20 protein-coding genes are annotated in these 19,090 nt (G+C 30.8%); all 20 read right to left on the bottom strand.

What is annotated here, in order from left to right; all coding sequences use genetic code 11:
* Positions 1–127: 127 nt before the first annotated feature.
* A complete protein-coding gene (locus ITB9_RS02420; protein WP_054850977.1) occupies positions 128–1,075 on the bottom strand; it encodes a hypothetical protein in 948 nt (315 codons plus the stop codon).
* Positions 1,076–1,232: 157 nt separating this feature from the next.
* On the bottom strand, positions 1,233–1,610 hold the full coding sequence (locus ITB9_RS02415) for a hypothetical protein (protein ID WP_054850976.1): 378 nt from the start codon (positions 1,608–1,610) through the stop codon (positions 1,233–1,235).
* 510 nt (positions 1,611–2,120) lie between these two features.
* On the bottom strand, positions 2,121–2,954 hold the full coding sequence (locus tag ITB9_RS02405) for a hypothetical protein (RefSeq protein WP_054850974.1): 834 nt from the start codon (positions 2,952–2,954) through the stop codon (positions 2,121–2,123).
* A 57-nt stretch (positions 2,955–3,011) separates the two neighbouring features.
* Positions 3,012–3,242 carry a hypothetical protein gene (locus ITB9_RS02400; RefSeq protein WP_148638326.1) on the bottom strand — a complete coding sequence of 77 codons (231 nt, stop codon included), beginning with the start codon at positions 3,240–3,242 and terminating at the stop codon, positions 3,012–3,014.
* Positions 3,243–3,590: 348 nt separating this feature from the next.
* The gene (locus ITB9_RS02395; protein ID WP_054850972.1) at positions 3,591–4,250 is read right to left on the bottom strand and encodes a hypothetical protein; all 660 of its coding nucleotides are present in this window, start codon (positions 4,248–4,250) and stop codon (positions 3,591–3,593) included.
* A gap of 176 nt (positions 4,251–4,426) precedes the next feature.
* Positions 4,427–4,696: a hypothetical protein gene (locus ITB9_RS02390; RefSeq protein WP_028607872.1), complete on the bottom strand. Its 270-nt coding sequence runs from the start codon at positions 4,694–4,696 to the stop codon at positions 4,427–4,429.
* 42 nt (positions 4,697–4,738) lie between these two features.
* Positions 4,739–4,930: a hypothetical protein gene (locus ITB9_RS02385; RefSeq protein ID WP_028607871.1), complete on the bottom strand. Its 192-nt coding sequence runs from the start codon at positions 4,928–4,930 to the stop codon at positions 4,739–4,741.
* 157 nt (positions 4,931–5,087) lie between these two features.
* Entirely contained in the window at positions 5,088–5,495 is a 408-nt protein-coding gene (locus ITB9_RS02380; protein WP_054850971.1) for a hypothetical protein, read from the bottom strand.
* Between the two features lie 394 nt (positions 5,496–5,889).
* Positions 5,890–6,432 (bottom strand): hypothetical protein, encoded by a 543-nt coding sequence (locus ITB9_RS02375; RefSeq protein ID WP_054850970.1) that lies wholly within the window; start codon positions 6,430–6,432, stop codon positions 5,890–5,892.
* A 240-nt stretch (positions 6,433–6,672) separates the two neighbouring features.
* Complete coding sequence (locus ITB9_RS02370; RefSeq protein WP_028289761.1) at positions 6,673–6,864, bottom strand: cold-shock protein; 192 nt, start codon at positions 6,862–6,864, stop codon at positions 6,673–6,675.
* Positions 6,865–7,174: 310 nt separating this feature from the next.
* A complete protein-coding gene (locus ITB9_RS02365) occupies positions 7,175–8,569 on the bottom strand; it encodes an NAD-dependent succinate-semialdehyde dehydrogenase (RefSeq protein ID WP_054850969.1) in 1,395 nt (464 codons plus the stop codon).
* 52 nt (positions 8,570–8,621) lie between these two features.
* Complete coding sequence (locus tag ITB9_RS02360; RefSeq protein ID WP_054850968.1) at positions 8,622–9,128, bottom strand: peroxiredoxin-like family protein; 507 nt, start codon at positions 9,126–9,128, stop codon at positions 8,622–8,624.
* A gap of 219 nt (positions 9,129–9,347) precedes the next feature.
* Positions 9,348–10,658 (bottom strand): DEAD/DEAH box helicase, encoded by a 1,311-nt coding sequence (locus ITB9_RS02355; RefSeq protein ID WP_054850967.1) that lies wholly within the window; start codon positions 10,656–10,658, stop codon positions 9,348–9,350.
* 2 nt (positions 10,659–10,660) lie between these two features.
* Complete coding sequence (locus tag ITB9_RS02350) at positions 10,661–12,001, bottom strand: DEAD/DEAH box helicase (RefSeq protein ID WP_054850966.1); 1,341 nt, start codon at positions 11,999–12,001, stop codon at positions 10,661–10,663.
* 138 nt (positions 12,002–12,139) lie between these two features.
* The gene (locus tag ITB9_RS02345; protein WP_054850965.1) at positions 12,140–13,027 is read right to left on the bottom strand and encodes a carbohydrate kinase; all 888 of its coding nucleotides are present in this window, start codon (positions 13,025–13,027) and stop codon (positions 12,140–12,142) included.
* Positions 13,028–13,039: 12 nt separating this feature from the next.
* A complete protein-coding gene (locus tag ITB9_RS02340; protein WP_054850964.1) occupies positions 13,040–14,524 on the bottom strand; it encodes a mannitol dehydrogenase family protein in 1,485 nt (494 codons plus the stop codon).
* A gap of 14 nt (positions 14,525–14,538) precedes the next feature.
* Complete coding sequence (locus ITB9_RS02335) at positions 14,539–15,507, bottom strand: ABC transporter permease (protein ID WP_028289768.1); 969 nt, start codon at positions 15,505–15,507, stop codon at positions 14,539–14,541.
* 20 nt (positions 15,508–15,527) lie between these two features.
* Positions 15,528–17,051 carry a sugar ABC transporter ATP-binding protein gene (locus ITB9_RS02330; RefSeq protein WP_054850982.1) on the bottom strand — a complete coding sequence of 508 codons (1,524 nt, stop codon included), beginning with the start codon at positions 17,049–17,051 and terminating at the stop codon, positions 15,528–15,530.
* Between the two features lie 10 nt (positions 17,052–17,061).
* Positions 17,062–18,120 carry a substrate-binding domain-containing protein gene (locus ITB9_RS02325; protein WP_028289770.1) on the bottom strand — a complete coding sequence of 353 codons (1,059 nt, stop codon included), beginning with the start codon at positions 18,118–18,120 and terminating at the stop codon, positions 17,062–17,064.
* A 55-nt stretch (positions 18,121–18,175) separates the two neighbouring features.
* Positions 18,176–18,994, bottom strand: coding sequence for a hypothetical protein (locus ITB9_RS02320; RefSeq protein WP_261975540.1), 819 nt, complete (start codon positions 18,992–18,994; stop codon positions 18,176–18,178).
* Positions 18,995–19,090: the final 96 nt, after the last annotated feature.

Raw genomic sequence — 19,090 nt, 5'->3', positions numbered from 1 at the left:
GTCTTAAATGTGCTACAACGTTTTTGTATATGGTTTGTTTGTTGCGTGTTTTAAGTGCCTAATTTAGCAAATAAAAACCGAATAGAAAATCCGTGAGGATTTTCGTAAGTAGGCTTAAAACAAGCAATTAATTATACACAGTGTTGGAAATAGTTTTTAATATTTCTTCTCTCGTTTTAAAGTTTTTTTGATTGTTGAATTTTATATTTTCAACTTCCTCTTTGTACTCTTTCATTTCTCGTATTCTTACTTTTAAATAACTTACTATTGAACTATTACTATCTTTTTCAGCCTCTTTTAATTGGTCTTTTAAGATTTCCAAATCTAATTCTGCATCAGTCAGATAATAGTTTCCATAATAAAATAGCTGTTTGCTCTCATTGAATTTTTTAAGTAAACTCGATAGACAAGGTGCAAAACTTCCATTTCTTAAGTCAAAAATTACAGATTTGTCATTTGGTAAAGAATCTAGAAACTTTATTAATTCAGGATTATCAGATTCGCAACCTCTTATATTTCCCCAAATTCTATATTCAAGTGGTTCGGTATTTATTTCTTTTATCCGCAATTTGTAAGAAAAATAATCTTGAATTTTTTCTGTAATACATAAACCTTTGTAATCGTCAATCGTCTTATTTACTAGTTGAAAAAAGGCATCTAAAATTTTATAATCTATTTTGTATTTATCTATTCTAGGTGGACTTACTGAAGTTAACGAAATAGTGTCATTTCGTTGGTCAATTGTATTAAACTTAAAACGAATTCCATCTAATACATCTCTCTGATGTACAATGGAACTATCGAGCTGAATTTCATGAATTTCGTTTAGAAATGTTGTCAAATTTTCATTACTAATATCGTACTCTCTGTTAATTAAATTCTCTGAACCTTGAATACTTCTCTCTGTTTTATAGAACTTACTATTTTGATAAAGAACCTTTTTGTTTAAGTCAATCGAATATGTAATTGGTGATAGAAAAGCAGGATAGAATTCATATTCTATTTTTTCAATATTTCTTTCAGAATTGCAAGAAATTATTAAAATTGAAAATATGATGATTATTAGTCTGTTCAATGGTTCGTTCAAATTATTGCCAACGGTCTAGTGTATGATTTCGTTGCGTGTTTAAGCACTAAAGTTAGTAAATAAATCACAGATAGAAAGTCCGCGAGGACTTTCGTAAGTAGGCTATAACTAGCAATGAATTATACACATTGTTGTAAATAGTTTTTTATTCCACTTTCTCATAGTAATGATTCAAGTCATAATTCAATACAATTTTCGGCTTTTCAAAAATTTTATTGATAAAATATGTACTGTGTCCAGCTGTTCCCATTTCATATTCGTAAGTCCAATCAATTTCAGTCGTTAAAATTCCATAACTAACTTTATAAGTTCCATTTCCATAATATTCACTCGAAAATGTTCCATCTGATTTTAATATTAAAGTGTCTGCTTTATGAGGTGATTCTAAACAGCAAATTTTATTATCGTAATTAGTATTTGCGTAAACTCCTTCAACAGTATTTTTCGTCATTGGAATGTCACATCGCAAAACTAAAATTGCAATAAATAAAAATATTCCAATTCCCATTAGTATTCGTTTCATTTAGTTTTAGGTTTTAAAATCAAAATCGCGAAGGTCGAAATGAAAATAATTAATGGTATCTGAAACGCTAAATAGTTAAACTTCTCAATTGGTATTTCTGTTAAACGCCTAATTAATGGTGTCAGCATTAACCCAAAAATGATGATTCTAAAAATTCTGCTTTTAAAATATCTCGTAAAAAACAAAATAAGTCCAATTAATACAATAATTGCAAAAATTTGGTCATTATTACCAAATTCAAAACTTGTCCAAAATAGCCATACTATAAATGGTATTCCAATCATTTGTCCCATTAGAATTATAAGAGAATAAGAAGTTAAAGAAATGGTCTTTATGATGGTTTCAAATTTCAATTTCGAGGTTTTTCTTAAATTGGTTACAACGGTTTTGTGTATGGCTCGTTGCGGAAAATCAACTATGATTTTCCGCCGTAACCCAAAGATAGCGAATAAGCGTTGAATTCCGATTAGGAATTCAGCCGCAATGAGCTATACACGTTGTTATACCACGTTATTTATTTCTGAAATATAATTCGAAGTCATTTGAAAATCCATTTCCGTTATTATCTTGCTTAAACCATTCGCTTGTTGGTTTACTTTTCATAAGCGCATGACTTCTCTTTTCATTTGAGGATTTTATTTTAATTCTTTTTAGCATTCCATTTTTATTTATTAATTCAAAACCAATGTAGTACATTTCTTTTTTTTGAAAATTAATATTAGAATTGGATAAATCAATGATTAGTTTACTAGTATTGTTATTAATTTCTAGAACTTGTGGAGATTTTAAAATATCAATTCTTTTACCTTCCTTATTATTGAAAATCAGAGGTCTTATTAATATTGTTTCATTGTCAAATAAAACATCGTTTTCTAGATAAAACACAATTCCTACTAATTCGCAATCATTACAATTTTTATGAGTATATGAGGATAATATAGTAGCTTCTGAACTTACTAAAGTTGTATAATATTTCTTTTTAGATTTAATTTTATAATTATAATCGTGTTCAGGTATTTTCTTGGAAGAAATAATAACCTCATCAAGTATTTCAATTTCTTCATTTAATATAACCTCCTTATTTTTATTATATATTTCTTTAATTGTTAATTTGTTATTTTTAAAACCTGGAATTGAAAACTCAATACTATCACTATTATTTTTGTAAATGATTTTAGAAATGCCATTCTCATTCGAGTAGCTGTACTTATTGTTATGTTTGTTTAATACTAATACATTGTCTAAAATTTTATTTTTTTCATTCTTTATTTTAATAAATAATGAATCTTGTGAATAGCTTAAATTGGAGATGAGTACAATTAAAATTAATGATATTTTTTTCATAATTAGTAGTTTTTAATTAAGGTATGGTATTCAAAAACCATATCTTAATTTTTAAATTTAATTACAGTCAACTCCAGTCCATTCAGTGCTTGAACCTACATTTACCCAAAAAACATAAGTTGTTGTAGTTGCATAAGTACACATACAATCACCACAAGGTGCAGAGAAAGAAGATACAGAGCTACCAAACATTGGTCTAGCAGCTGCTATTTGAGTAGATAATAAAAAAGCAAAAGTAAAAAATATTGCTAAGTTTTTGTTTCTAAAATTATTCATTATTGTATTCATAATATTTAAAATTTAAAGTTGTTTAATTTACTCTTTCGATTTTCAAAAACTCGGTCTACTTATTTTTTTATTTCGGTTTCAACTTTCACATTTTCCGATTTTGGATGGTCAGTCCCTTTTTGACCGTTATGTTTTTCATATGTGGTATAACGGTCGTGTATAAGAATAGTAGGGCGGAAAAAATGCTGTTACTATTCGGTTAAGCACAAGCCGAATTTTTAAATTTTACTATTTATCTTTTTTATTGGAAGTCGTCAAATTTAAAAATTTGGCGACTTCGCAAAAGAGCCTAAGCCATTGAATTAGGCAACTAATTGCCCTATTATTTTTATACGTTGTTAGCAAACGTTATTCCGTCAGACTTTCAAAATAATTCTCTACACTTTTTCTTAATCCGCTAATCGATTCATTGGATTTTTTAATTTCCTCATCATTATTCAGTCGCTCAATTCGATTTTGTATTCTTTCGAGTTCATCTTCTGGTGAGTTGTAAATATCTTGAGCATTGGACGAGCCAATATCTTCCTCAACATCGTTTAAGTTCAGCGTTTCTTCATTCAAGCGTTTTGAAATCAAATTGAAGTTGGTTTCAAAATTTTTAATCTTAAGTTTCAAATCTTTCGGAAGTAATAATTTCTCACGGTGAAATACATCCATTAAAGTCAAATAATCTGCTCGCCAATCTTTTATCCTTGTTTTTAAACTTTCGTGAGAGAACGTTTCAGGTTGGAAAAGCGCATAATTCTTATAGTGTAAATTAACCATTTTATCATAAATTGATTTTAAAGCGTCAATTTGTAAATTGTTAAACTTGGAAAATTGAATTTCATTTTTTTTAAGCACGTTCTTAAAACGCTCAATTTTTCGAGAAACAATTATAGTTTGTCCTATCTGAAATCCTAAAACAATGAGTGTTAAAATGACTATTGCCCAAATATGATATTCCTTGTATTCCGCAAAGTACTTTTCTAATAAATGTTCAATATTCGATTGAAGTAAAATTGTCATTCACGATGGTTTTTTCTAATGTTTGCTAACGGTTTTGTGTATGATTAGTTGCGTGGTTTAAGGAACTAATTTAGCAAATAAAAACCGGATAGAATATTCCGCAGGAATATTCGTAAGTAGGCTTGTACCAGCAATTGATTATACACGTTGTTGGCATTTCGTTGTTTTTATTCAGGTTATTTATTTTCCTGTTCCTTTTTCTTAATATCTCTCATTGTTACTAACATTGTTAAAATTAAAAGGATATTCGACACAATTCCAGCAAATGGTCCTTTTTTAAGATTATCAAAATCAAGTTCTGAAATGTTGTAAATCATAAGTACAATACTTGCGATGATTATCAAATAAATAAAATATTTTTTTGTCATTGTTTTATTTATATTTTTTTTGCAAACTTTTTCAATTCCGATTGAGTGAGCAATTCCGCAACTTGCTAAATTCCGCATTCAATTCAGGTTTTGATTCCGCAAACAAGCTAAAATTCCAATTTAGTAAAGATTATTTTCAGAATCTTTCTTTTCTCTTTTAAAGGATTCTGTCAGACTTTTTAGTTCAGCAACTTTTTCCTTTTCTGTCAAAATTTTATTTCCTTTAATTTTCTCTTTTAGAGAATTGTATTTTTTCTTTAGAGATTCAATATGGTCATTTTGTCCAAAAGAATGCAATTTTAATTCTTCCATAATTTTCCTTTTGAGTTCGTTCGTCAATGAATGCCAACGTTTATGTATAAGAATAGTTGCGGGTTTGTATGCGAGGATTTTCCGAAGGAAAATCAGACGTTACAAACACGCAACGACCTTTGATTAAGCACTAAACCGCAATTATTTTTATACGGTGTTACCTGCTGGCTTTTATTTCGTTTATAATTTTATTCTTTCTTTTTTTTGTTAAAACTTTAACCCAATATGTGATTATAACATCGTATCCACCAGATATTTTTCGTTCATTTTCATTTAGTTCAACAATCCAAGTTGCAATTTTATTTTCGTTTTTATTCGACTCTTTTATTTGGTCAAAATATTCCGTTTTCGTTCCGAATTGTTGAGCACTATTTCCAGTTACAAAAATCACTTTCTTGTCGGTTAAATCATAATTTTTAAGCTGTTTGTCATTCATATATTCAGTCAGAAATTCAGATTCCGTTTGAGTGAGTTTCGGGCTATTATCAATTCCGCATTCAACGAGATTTTGTCCAATTGAGTTAATTGAAATCAGCAGTAAAATTATTGTCCCAATTTTTTTCATAAGTTCGATTTTCAGCTTGCAGGTAACTGGTTATATGACAACTAATATGGTTGTTTTTGGGGTTATATTTCCCGTTATGACAACTTTTAGTAACTTATATTAAATAAGTTTCATTTTATTATAGTTGTATTATTAAAGGCTAAATTACAATAATGCACTTGCAAGTACAATACGTATAACTACGTATTTTTTTGCCTGTGTATATTTTGTGTTTTGATAGGTAGTTGTAATTAAGTGTTTAATTATTAGACCTTTTATGACAGGACAGTTGTTTTTAAGTAACCTTAAAATAACTATTTATAAATTGTACTAAAAAAAAGAAAACGCCTTACAAGGCAATTATATAAGTCTGTTTTTAAAATTTATTGGCTTGTGCAACGGTTACTATTGTTAGCTATAGTTTTTTGTTTCTACTTATGGCGAATATCAGAGTTGAATTAGGTAATACCTTTATAGTTTTTCTAATTTTATTCTCGTAATTATTCATTAGTTTTACTTCTTGTGTAAATTGTAGCATTAGATATTCAGTACTTTTTTCAGATATATAAGTGTATTTAAGTCCTTTAATTATGAAATCACAAGCACCATCAATTAGGTTTAAATAATAATATTCTCCTTTTAGTTTAATTCCAAAGGAGTTTGCATAAGCATAAGTTTCGTATTTTATTTCTGTTTTTCCGCTTGTTGTTTTTCCTTTATACTTTTTACGACTTACATCGTACACTTTGTGTTTGTCTTTTTCTATTTCTAATTTAGCAAAACTTCCTTGAAAATCTAATAGTGATTGTTTGTCGTCAAGATCTTTAACAATTAAAATTCCATTAATAGTACCTTGATATTTTCCTGATTCTAAATTTTGAAAAACAGATTGAAATTGGGTTTTGTTTATGCAACTTGAGTCGTTTTGTCCAAATGAATAAAATGAGACAAATGTCATGAAAATAATAATTGCTGTTTTTCCTCTAATTTGTATTGCTAGTTTAAAGTGTTCTTTTATTATTTTCTGGTCGTTTTAATTACTGCCAACTTGTGTTATACTCACCTTTTTACATTAAAAAGATAAAGTATGACTAACAAATCAGACCTCTTAAGTAGTCATTATTACATAATGATAAAGTTTAGGCACAAAAAAAGGCCACCTTCTTAGGTAGCCTTTTTTAATTGTAATGGATATATATTAGATAACTTTTACGTTTACTGCATTTAATCCTTTGTTTCCTTCTTTTAAATCGAATTCAACCTCATCTCCTTCTCTAATCTCATCGATTAATCCAGAAATATGTACAAAATGGTCTTTATCAACTCCTTCTTCAGTTATGAAACCAAATCCTTTTGTGTCGTTGAAAAATTTTACTGTACCTCTACTCATTGTAATATAATTTATTTTATTAATACTTAATAGTTTACAAGTATAATGCCAAATATTGATACTTCAATTTTTTTATTCAATTATTTTTCATTTTTATTACAATGATAACTTTAAATTCATTTTAAATATGCATTAAATTAACCTTTATTACTAGGTATTGTTTGCATAACTTATATTTTACTAGTGATTACGTGTTTATTTAAGCCTATTAGTAATTAATCTGTTTAAAGTACAATGGTATTATTAAAATACATAAAAGACCAAGTATTAAGCTTGGTCTTTTATAATTGTTACTATTTAATTGGTATTATTAACTATTGTTAAGCATTATTGCTTTGGTGTTAACAAACTCTGTGATACCAAAACCACCATGCTCGCGTCCATAACCAGAATCTTTAATACCACCAAATGGCATATTTGGATGTGCTAATCCGTAAGAATTAATGTTTATCATACCTGTATGAAAATGATTTTTGGCTAATTGTATTGCTTTGTCCTCATCTTTACTAAAAATTCCGCCTCCTAGTCCAAAACGACTATCGTTAGCAATTCTCATGGCATCCTGATCATCTTTAGCTTTTATCAGTGATGCTACTGGTCCAAAAAGCTCGTCATTATAAGCTGGTTGTCCAGGTTTAACGTTTCCTAATACAGTAGATGGGTAATAATATCCTTTTATGTCTGGTATTGTACCACCACATAAGACCTCTGCGCCTTTATTAACGCTTTCTTCAACTTGATTATGTAGTTTATCTCTTAAATCTTTTCTGGCTACAGGACCTAATTTAGAGTCCTTGTCCATTGGGTCTCCATGATTAATTTGCGACATGCCCTTAACAAAAGCCTCTTTAAATTGATCATAGACTTTGTCTACAACTACAAAACGTTTTGCTGCAACACAGGTTTCTCCGTTATTGTAAGTACGACCAAACACACTAGTTTTTACAGCTAAATCCACATCTGCATCCTCTAAAACTAAATAAGCATCGTTACTCCCTAATTCTAAAACCGTCTTTTTTAAAGCTTTTCCTGCTTTTTGTGCGATATACTCACCTGCTTTAGAGCTACCTGTAAGCGTTACACCTCTAACTAGTTTATGCTCTATAATTTTATCTGACGTGTCATGATCTATAATTAAAACAGTGAATAGGTTTTTAGGTAAACCAGCGTCTTCAAATACTTTTTTAAGCATTAAGGCAGAACCAGTAACATTTTTAGCGTGTTTTAAAAGGACTCCGTTTCCTGCCATTAGATTAACTATGGCATATCTTATGGCTTGATATAATGGAAAATTCCATGGTTGGATACCATAAATAACACCTAGAGGTGCTTGTTGTATGATACCTTTACCACCATTTTCCATGGTTCTGACTTCGTCTTCTAGTTTTTTTCTACCTTCGGTTGCAGTATACTCACAAATACCAATACACAATTCAATTTCTTCATGACTTTGCTTGACTAATTTACCCATTTCTTGGGTCATAAGTTTTGCGTACTCGTCTTTTACTTTTTTAAGTTCTTCGCCAATGGATTTTACTATTTCAGCACGATGATCTAAAGATTTAAGTCTCCAGTCTTGATAGGCTTTATCACAGTTGTTGACTGCTTTTAAAGCGTCTTCTTCTGTCATGTAATCATAATGCTGTATTTCTTTTTCTGTTGCTGGATTTATAGTTGAAAATCCTTTATTTGATGTCTTTGTCATATTCTTTTTCATTTTCTTTTTAATTAATACTAGTCTATCGGGTTGTTAGGTATTACGCCTCTCCTCTAGCAGGATAATCTGCTTTTAAGATGTAATCAATACCTCCTAATACGTCATTAAAACTTGGACGTCCAAATGGCATAGATTGTAAAGCTTCCCAATACACGGTTTGGTCAGGTGTTAGTAAAAACAAGCCAGGTTCTGTAAACAGTTCTGGTTCGTCCTTAATCCCTTCCGAAATAAATAAACCCCATTGTCTTGCTTCGTCTATAGACAAACCAAAACCTAATGGTATATTTGCTATCTCCCACTCGTCATGTGTTGCTTTTGCAACCGTTTCTGTATCACTACTTATGGCTATGATATTTACACCACGCTCTGTAAACTTGCTCACCTTTTTTTGAAGTTCTTCTAACTGAGACTTACACACTGGACAGTGTTTACCTCTGTAAAATAATATTAAGGTGAAATTTTTTGGCGATTGGTCACTTAACTTCCAAGTGGTGTCGTTTACTAATTGTATTTCTAGTTCTGGTGCTTTTTCTCTTGGTTTTATCATTGTATTGTATTTTTATTAAAAGCGAAAGTTGATTGGTTAACCGAAACCTTAGGCTTTTGTGATTATAATTTTGTTTACACAAAGGTCTTAAGTATTACCAGTAAAAGCATTATACAATTATACAAGTGTGTTATAGGATTATCATGTTTTTAGAATATAAAAAAGCCTCAAGATATTATTGATATCTTGAGGCTTTTAAAATTTAGAACTAAAATTATTTTATATAGTATACACACGTACTTTCTTTTTCTTAAGTCGTGTATTGTTTATTTTGTCAATAATACTGTTTGATTTAGCCTTTGGTACTGCTACAAATGCGCAATCTTGTTTAAGCTCTATGACTCCAATTTCTGATTTTTCAAGATGACATTGTTTAAATAACACTCCAGCAATATCTCCTTTTGATATTTTATCTTTTCGTCCTCCAGAAATAAACAAGGTGGTCCAATCCGTAGCCATTTTGGTAAGCTTTCCGTTTGGTGTTACTGTGTCATCAACAGTGATAAAATCTGGTAAACGTTCTTCTTCCCATTGTAATACGTAAGCTGTCCCTTCTGTATTCATACGAGCTGTACGACCATTACGATGGGTAAATTCTTCGGCTTTTAAAGGCAATTGATAATGAATGATATAATTAAGCTCTGGAATATCTAAACCACGTGCAGCCAGATCTGTAGCAATTATAATTTGGTGTGTCCCGTTTCTAAACTTAATTAAAGCACGCTCTCTATCTATTTGTTCCATACCGCCTTGAAAACAACCATGCGCAATATTATTTTTATTTAAAAAATCGCTTACATATTGTATGGTGTCTTTGTAATTGCAAAAAATAATACCAGGTTTGTTACCAATGTCATGTAAAAGATCGACTAAGGTTTGAAGCTTATTTTTGTCAGGAGACAATACATGCTTGATCTGTAATTTTGAAATTTTAGTATCCGAATAATCTATAATGATTTGGTTTTCTAAACCTACAAAACGTGGAATGTCCATATCTTGAGTTGCAGAAGTAAGGATTCGTTTTTTTATGTGAGGCAAATTATTGATAATTTGACTCATTTCCTTTTCAAAACCAACTTCTAAAGACTTATCAAACTCGTCTAAAACCAACGTGTTTATATTATCTACAGCAAAAGTCTCGCGACGTAAATGATCTGCAATACGACCAGGAGTACCAATAATTATAGCAGGTGTATGTGCTAAGTCAATTTTATCTTTACTAAAAGGACGTCCTCCATACACTGCATTGGCTTTAAAACCAGAACCCATTGTGCGCACAACTTGCTCTATTTGAATGGCTAACTCACGTGAAGGCACTAAAATTAATAATTGAACCTCATTACAATTAGGGTCTAAAGCTGTAATGGTAGGTAATAAAAAGGCTAGTGTTTTACCTGTACCTGTTGGTGATAATAGCACAGTGTTTTCTGCATTAGCAATAGATAACAGTGCTTCTTCCTGCATTGGATTAAGCGCTTTGATATTTAATTTATCTAAAATATCTTGTTGTATCTTTAAATAATTAGACATAATTATTGTTTCTTTTTTACCTTTTTAGTGGTTTGCTTTTCTACAATAGTATTGCTTTCTGCTATATAATTAGCCAGAATTTTATCTACTAATTCTTCTTTAGTTAAATGGTGAAATATAGTTTTGACTTTTGCTTTAAAATCTTCAGGAATATCACGATTAGGTTTTGTTTTAAAGATCTTTCTTGCCCATAATAATCCGTTATTTTGCTCGATGCTTTTAGCATCCGCTTTTTGATATTGTTTAAACGTGATTCCTAACTCATCTTCAAATTCTGGAATATCTTGTACTTCATCTTCTTGAATTACACTTAACGCTAATCCCTTTGCACCTGCTCTAGCTGTACGACCACTTCTGTGGACATAAGCTTCATAAGTATCTGGTAAATGATAATTTACAACAAAAGCTAAATCTTTAACATCTATACCACGAGCAGCTAAATCTGTTGCTACTAAAATATTAATGTGACCCTCACGAAATTGTCCCATAATACGATCACGAATTCCTTGTGATAAACTTCCGTGAATAGCACCTGATGAAAATTTATTAATTGCTAAGTTTTTTGCTAATTTGTTAACTGCAGCTTTGGTTTTACAGAAAATGATACCACGTTGTCCATCGTTAAAGTTTAAAAAATGCATTAAAACATTTAGTTTTTCAATAGGCTGTACAACTACAAATTGATGCTCTATACCTTGATGTCCTACAGTTTGCATATCCGCTTCAATTGTAGTTACTGTTTTAGCCAAGCTGTTTTGTACCAATTGTTTTATGGTTCCTGGTATTGTTGCAGTAAACAACAACGTACGCCTTGATTTTGGTAAGGCTTTAATAATAGCCTCAAGCCCTTCTTTATGTGCGCTAACCATTTCGTCTGCTTCATCTAAAACAAAATAATTAATTTGACTGACATCAATAGCTTTACGATCTATAACATCTGCTAAACGACCTGGAGTAGCAACTACAATATGGGTTTGCTGTTTAAGTCTTTCTATTTGAGGTTTTATAGGTATACCACCAAAAACACCTGCAATTGACACAGCTAACTCTTCAGAATTAAAACTGTCTAAATTTTTTAAAATCTGTTGTCCTAATTCTCTTGTTGGAGCTAATATAACTGTTTGAATGTTGGTATTCTCTGGATTTACAAGTTGTAATAGCGGTAATCCAAATGCTGCGGTTTTACCAGTACCCGTTTTTGCAATAGCGACAATATCATCCTTAGAATTAAGGATTACAGGAATTGCTTTAGATTGAATATCTGTAGGAACAGTGATGTTTAAATTAGATAACGTGTTATTTATTACACTATTAATTCCTAAACTAGAAAACGAATTTGACATATATTAAATTTTGTGCAAAGATAGCTTGTAAATTTAAAAGAACACACAAAGCAACAGTAGTTTAAGCATAGTAAATAAAAAAGCTTTATGAGTTACCATAAAGCTTTAAAGGGTTTGCTATCAATCTATTTACAAAACCTAACTATTACTTTCAATAAAGTTAGTAATATCTTCTACTGTTATTTTTGGGTTTGCACCTTCACTACCTGCTACAATAGCTCCAATTGCACATGCAAAATCTATAGCTTCTTGTGGATTATCATTATTTAATAACTTATTGATTAAAGTTGCTAAAAATGAGTCTCCTGCTCCAACTGTGTCTATGACTTGAATTGGGTAACCTTCGTTATAATAAAACTCATCATAATAATACAGAATAGCACCTTTATCTCCCTTTGTAACACAAATAGACTTGGTATTTGTCTGTTCTGCAATATATTTGATTTTATCTTCTAAGGATTGTTTATCAAATTGCATATCAGCACAAACCATATCAATCTCGTCATCATTAAATTTAATAAAATCAGCTTCATCCATTAAATCCTTAACAATATCTATATCATAATAAGGTGGTCTTAAATTGACATCAAATATCTTGTTTTTTGCAATTTTTAAAAGCTCATACAAGGTATGCTTTGTCGTACTATCTCTTGCAGCTAAACTACCATAAACAAAAGCATCTGCATCTAAAGTAGCTTGTTTAGAAGCTTCGGTTAACTGGATATTATCCCAAGCTCTAGGATATTGTATATCATAAGTTGCCTGACCATCTAAATCTAAGGCTACTTTTACTTTTCCCGTTTGAAGTGTGTCATCAATCTGAAGGCTTTCGGTATTAATCCCTTTGTCTACAATAAAAAACACTCCTTTTTTACCTAATTTATCTTTACCTATTCTACTAATGATAGAGACATTATTATTTAATGATTTTAATCTAATTGCAAAATTTAGAGGTGCACCTCCAATTTTTTTGTGAGTAGGAAAAACATCCCATAATACTTCTCCAAAACAAACTATATTTTTCATACTACTTTATTATTAATAAGTACTATTAATACTTTTTAAATTATCTTCAATATTTTTATTTGTGATATCTTCATAGGCATTTACAAATGCTTCAGTAAAGACAGGATTCTGTTTTAAAGTTCCAAAAACCGATCCCAATTCTAAAAATGCAATAGGATTCTGTTTTGCCTCTTTCGCTTTTTCACCTAATTCTTGTTTTAAAGCGTCCTTTATGATTAAAGTGTCTCCATTTTCATTAGTACCCAAACTATAAATTGCCCAAGCAGCTGTTACAAATGCAGCTAACTGAATAGATCCTTTTGTTTCTAATTGTGATTGAATCGTAGGTAAAATAAAAATTGGATATTTTGCAGAAGTTTCCGAACAAATACGATCAATTTGATCTTTAATATTTATATTTCCGAAGCGCTCTAACAATGATTGCTTGTAGGCTTCTAAATCAACACCTTCTAAATCCCCTAAAGTTGGTGTCACTTCTTCATCCATATAATGCTTTAAAAAGGCTCTGATATTTGGATTATTAACAGCTTCATCAATGGTGTTGTAACCCATTAATGCACCTAAAATTCCTAATACTGAATGTCCAGCATTTAATAAACTTAGTTTCATTTTCTCATAAGGCACAACATCTTCAACAAACTGTGCTCCTACGTTTTCCCAAACTGGTCTTCCTGCAATAAAATTATCTTCGATAACCCATTGTTTAAAAGGTTCGCAAACTACAGGCCAAGCATCATCGATACCAGAAGTGTCTTTTAAATGTGCAATATCTTCTGCTGCAGTTACAGGTGTAATTCTGTCTACCATTGCATTTGGAAAAGAAACATTTTCGTTAATCCAATCTACCAATTCTGGCGCTGCTTTAGACACATAGCTTAATAGCATATTTTGCGTCATGTGACCATTACCTTGAATATTATCGCAAGACTGAATAGTGATGCCTTTTAATCCACGTTCTTGTCTTAATTTTAAAGCTTGAGTTAAATAACCAAATATTGTTTTTGGTGCATCAGGATATTCTAAATCGTGAATAATTAACGGATTTGTAAAATCGAATGTTTTGGTTGCTTCGTTATAATTATAACCACCTTCCGTAATGGTTAAAGTGATGATTTTAACCTCTGGACTCGCCATTTTTTCAATGACAGTTGTTGGATTTTCTGGAGCAAACAGATATTCTGTTATCGCACCAATAACACGTTTAGTATGTGTGCCATCTAATTCTTTAACAATTAAAGTATACAAACCATCTTGTTCCCTTAGTGTGTTGTATATTTTAGTGTCAAAATCTAATAAAGCTACACCACAAATTCCCCAATCTTTTACGCTTTCGTCTTGTAATAGTTGATCAGTATAAAAAGCTTCATGCGCTCTATGAAATCCGCCAATACCAACATGTACGATTCCTGTTTTAATATCAGATCTACTATACTTTGGTATTGCAATTCGTTCTCCAATTGCAGAAAGGTTTTTAGTATTTAATTTTAAGTTTTCCATTACAGAATATATATTTATTTGCTTTCGAATCTTTGTAATAATACTGCGAAAATGATGATAGCACCTTTAACCACTTGTTGTGGATAGGAAGGCACATTTAATAAGTTTAAAATGTTTCCTATTAATCCTAAAATAAGCACACCCATTAAGGTGTTGATAGCTGTTCCTTTTCCTCCGTTTAAACTTGCACCACCAATAACCACAGCAGCAATAGCGTCTAGCTCCCAAGCCATTCCCATGTTTGGAGACCCTAAGTTGGTTCTAGAAGCCACAATAATAGCAGCAGTTGCAGCTAAAGCACCAGAAATGGCATAGACTAAAAATTTGTATTTATTGACTTTAATACCAGATAAACGAGATGCTTCTTCGTTACTACCAATAGCGATTATTAATCGTCCAAAAACATTGTAACGTAGCATAACCATTGTGCAGATAACGATGATAAAAAATACAATTGCAATATTAGGAATACCCAAAGTTGAGTTATTTGCAAAATTAGACATGTATTGTCCTCCAACTGTTGTGAATGTAACAGGAGACCCTTTAGAATAGATAAAACTTAAACCTCTAGCAATAGTCATTAATGCTAAAGTTGCCACAAAAGGCGCCATTTTTTGATAAGCAACGAGGTAACCAGAAACACTTCCTAAACCAAAGCCAATCACTATAGTCATTAAAATAGCCAATGGTAAAGCAAAAATATTGACTAAAATAGCAAAGGCAACCGCTAATAATGCTACCATAGACCCAACCGATAAATCAATACCACCTGTAAGTATTACGATTAGCATACCTATGCTAATAATACCAATACCAGATACTTGTTTTAATAAATTTGAAAGGTTGACAGATGTAAAAAACACATCCGAAATTAGTGCAGAAAAAATCACTAATAATATAAAAATGAATATTGTATTATACTTGACTAAGAACTTTAGTATGCCTCCTGGAGTACTAAGTTGTTGTTTTAATGTTAAAGCCATAACGTTAATGTTTAATTAGTTTAGTTATATTGTTTTAAAGGTTCTCCAATGGAGTATCGTAAAATGTTTTCTTCTGAAAATTGTTCTTTTTGCAATTCGCCATAAATAGTACCTTCATGCATTACGAGAATACGATCTGAAATTCCCATAATTTCTGGCATATCTGAAGATATTACAACAACACCAACCCCTTTTTTAGCAACCTCATTAATAAGGTTATAGATTTCAATTTTTGCACCTACATCCACTCCTCTAGTTGGTTCATCAATAAAAATGACTTTACTATCAATGCTTAACCATTTTGCTAGAGCTACTTTTTGCTGATTACCACCACTAAGATTTTTTACATTAACCTCTGAATTTGGTGTTTTAATGTTTAGTTTTTCAATTAAACCTAAGACCTTTTTGTATTCGTTTTCTACGTTTATGAAGCCTAGTTTACTAGAAATAGATTTGAAACTGGTTACACTAATATTTCGTCTTATAGACAATGGTAAAAACACACCTTCTTCTTTTCGATCTTCGGAAACAAAACCAATTTGATAACCAGCAGCATCTACAGGAGAATTCGTTTTTATTTCATTTCCTTCTAAAATTAAAGTTCCAGATTTCTTTTTATCTGCACCAAAAATTAATTTTGCAGTTTCTGTTCTTCCGCTTCCACCTAAACCAGCAATACCAAGAACTTCACCTGGTTTTACATTAAAAGAAACATCATTGACTATAGTTTCTTTGGCAGTTAAATTTTTTACTTGAAAGATGGGTACCTCTCCAATTTTAATATCTCTTTTTGGATACAAATCTTTTAATTCACGCCCAATCATTAAGTGAATTACGCCATCTTTATCTGTTTCGGAAATAGGCATACTACCAGTATCAACACCATCTCTAAGTACAGTTACTGTATCTGCTATTTTGAAGATTTCGTCTAAATGATGCGATATATATATAATGGAAATACCTTGTTCTTTTAATTTGAAAAGAATTTGAAATAATTTTTTTACATCTTTAGGATCAAAAACTGTTGTCGGTTCATCTAAAACCAAAATCTTAGTGTCTTCTGAAATAGCTTTAGCAATTTCAACCACTTGCTTTTGTACAATACTTAAGTCTTTTACTTTTGCGGAAGCATCAATTTTAAAGTCTAAAGAATCTAATAATTCTTGTGCATCCTGAATTAAGCCTTTCCAATTCATCCAAGATTTACTAGCACCTAATTTGTGTAAATAAATATTTTCTGCAACCGATAAATCATTCACTAAAGACAATTCTTGATAGACTACATTAATCCCTAAAACCTGACCTTCATGTGTGTTTTTAGGTTTAATTTCCTCTCCATTTAAAACCACTTTACCAGCATCTTTTTGATGCACACCACTTAATATTTTAATTAAAGTAGATTTTCCAGCACCATTTTCACCTAATAATGCATGAATTTCTCCTGACTTTACTTTTAAGTTCACATCTTTAAGTACAGAAACAACTCCAAAACTTTTGGAAATTCCTGACATTTCTAAACGATATTCGTTTGTTGAATTTTTCATGTCTAATAAATTAAAAGATTGCGTTTGGATTGTAGTACTTAGCAGCATTCTCTTTGGTAATTAATAAAGGTGCTGTGTATGATTTTTTATCAAAATCGGTTTTACCATTCATATATTCTACAGCATATTGCACTGCATTTTTACCAATTTGCACAGGACTATTCATTGCTGTACAACCATAAAAATCGGTTTCCATGATATATTTAATGGCTTCTTTTTGACCATCTGCACCAGCAACAATTAAAATATCATCGGTTTTACCAGCTTGTGCAATCGCTTTAATAGCACCTAACACACAAACATCAGATTCTGTAATGACTACATTAACATCTGGATGTGCTACTAAAATATCTTCCATAGCTTTCAGTCCTCCTGCATAAGACCATTCTGTATACGCTTGTGTTTTTACATTTAAGTTAATTTTACCAAGCGTACGTAATTGTTCTTCGGTAATCCCTTGTAATAAACCTTGTTTACGTGTACGACCCACTGGGTTTCCTGCATTTCCGCTTAATAAAGCAATATTCATAGGTTTGTTTCCAAACTTTTTTGCTAACCATTCTCCTGCTAATTCACCATTAGCCAAGTTATTAGATTGTATAGTGGTTACAAATTCTGCTTCAGGACTAATAGAACTATCAATAATAAAAACAGGTATACCAGCAGCTTCTGCCAATTTAGTGACGCCAACCAAGGCATCTGGATCTTTAGGGTTTAATAATAAAGCATCCACGCCTTTGGTAATTAAATCTTCAACAGCAGCAATTTGCTTATTAATATCATCTTGACCATCAGCCGATAAAAATGTCATTCCATTTTTTTCTGTAGTAGATTTTATGCTTTGCCATAATGCTTGATAGTAAGGCGCATTTAGTGAAGGTGAACAATAGCCTATTTTTTTACCGACTAAATCGATTTCGCTTTTAAAAACATCTCCAATGTCTTCAGAAGAATTTGAAGATGTGTTTACATCATTTAATTGCTCTGCACAACCAGAGCACAATAATACAAATACAACCATTGACAATGTCAATTTAAAAGTATTAACTATAGTAGTTTTAGTTTTCATAATTAGTTTGTTTATGATTTTAACACAATGAAAGTTAAGGGATTATATTTAACTATTAAAATAAAGTAAGATCAAATTGGATGACTGTTTTTTCTTGTTCAGGATTCCACATTAAAGTCACATCCACAGGTACTTTATATTTATAAATCTCTAATTGTTTATTAAATGTAGCGCCAACGTTAATAAGGTTTCCTGCACCTTGAGTATAAAACGTTTTATCTGTAATAAAAGACCAAGCTCCTCCTGCAAATAGAGACAAGCTAGAGTTACTATTTTGCCATACTTTGCTGCTAACCTCAAAATAATGTGTCCAAGAATTTTCTAAATCTCCATTATCTTGTACTTCATAATCTCCAGAACCACCATTTATAATAGTAGCAAAATATAATAAAGTGTTTGGTGTTACATTATAACCAAAATTTAAATCTACAAAGTTGTAACCTTGTGTTTTGTCGTAACTCCAGTAACTTAACTTATCACCTCTTTCTTCAACTCCTGTATAGTTATTATGAGTTACAGCTTCAATAAAAAATTTATCTGAAAAACGGTATTTTGTATAAATTGAAACTTCTTTATAATAAGCACTTTCGTTTTCACCGGTAACTATATTATCTACATCTACAGTAGAGAAACTTGCTCCTCCCCAAAAACCAAAAGTGAATTTTTTATTTTTAGAGTTGTATTCTAAACTACTCGCTATCATAGCTCCTGGATGTACTACAAATCCGTGCCAAGTATGCATATTTTTTAGATGTGTACTAATACTAAACGGAGAATACTCTTCCTTTTCTTCTTCTTGGGCAGAAACTATATTTAAAGTGAAACAGGCTAAAAGACATAAAACGATTGTAGTTGTTTTTGATTTTTGGTTCATAATTAAAGTAGTTTTAGTTAGTTTATTTATAAACGTCATAATTACGTTTGTTTTTCAAATGTATTATAAAAAAAATTACAAAACCTAATAAATAGC

The organism is Olleya sp. ITB9 (assembly GCF_001315805.1).
Taxonomy (GTDB): Bacteria; Bacteroidota; Bacteroidia; order Flavobacteriales; family Flavobacteriaceae; genus Olleya; species Olleya sediminilitoris.
This window is presented reverse-complemented; position numbering and strand designations above follow the sequence as displayed.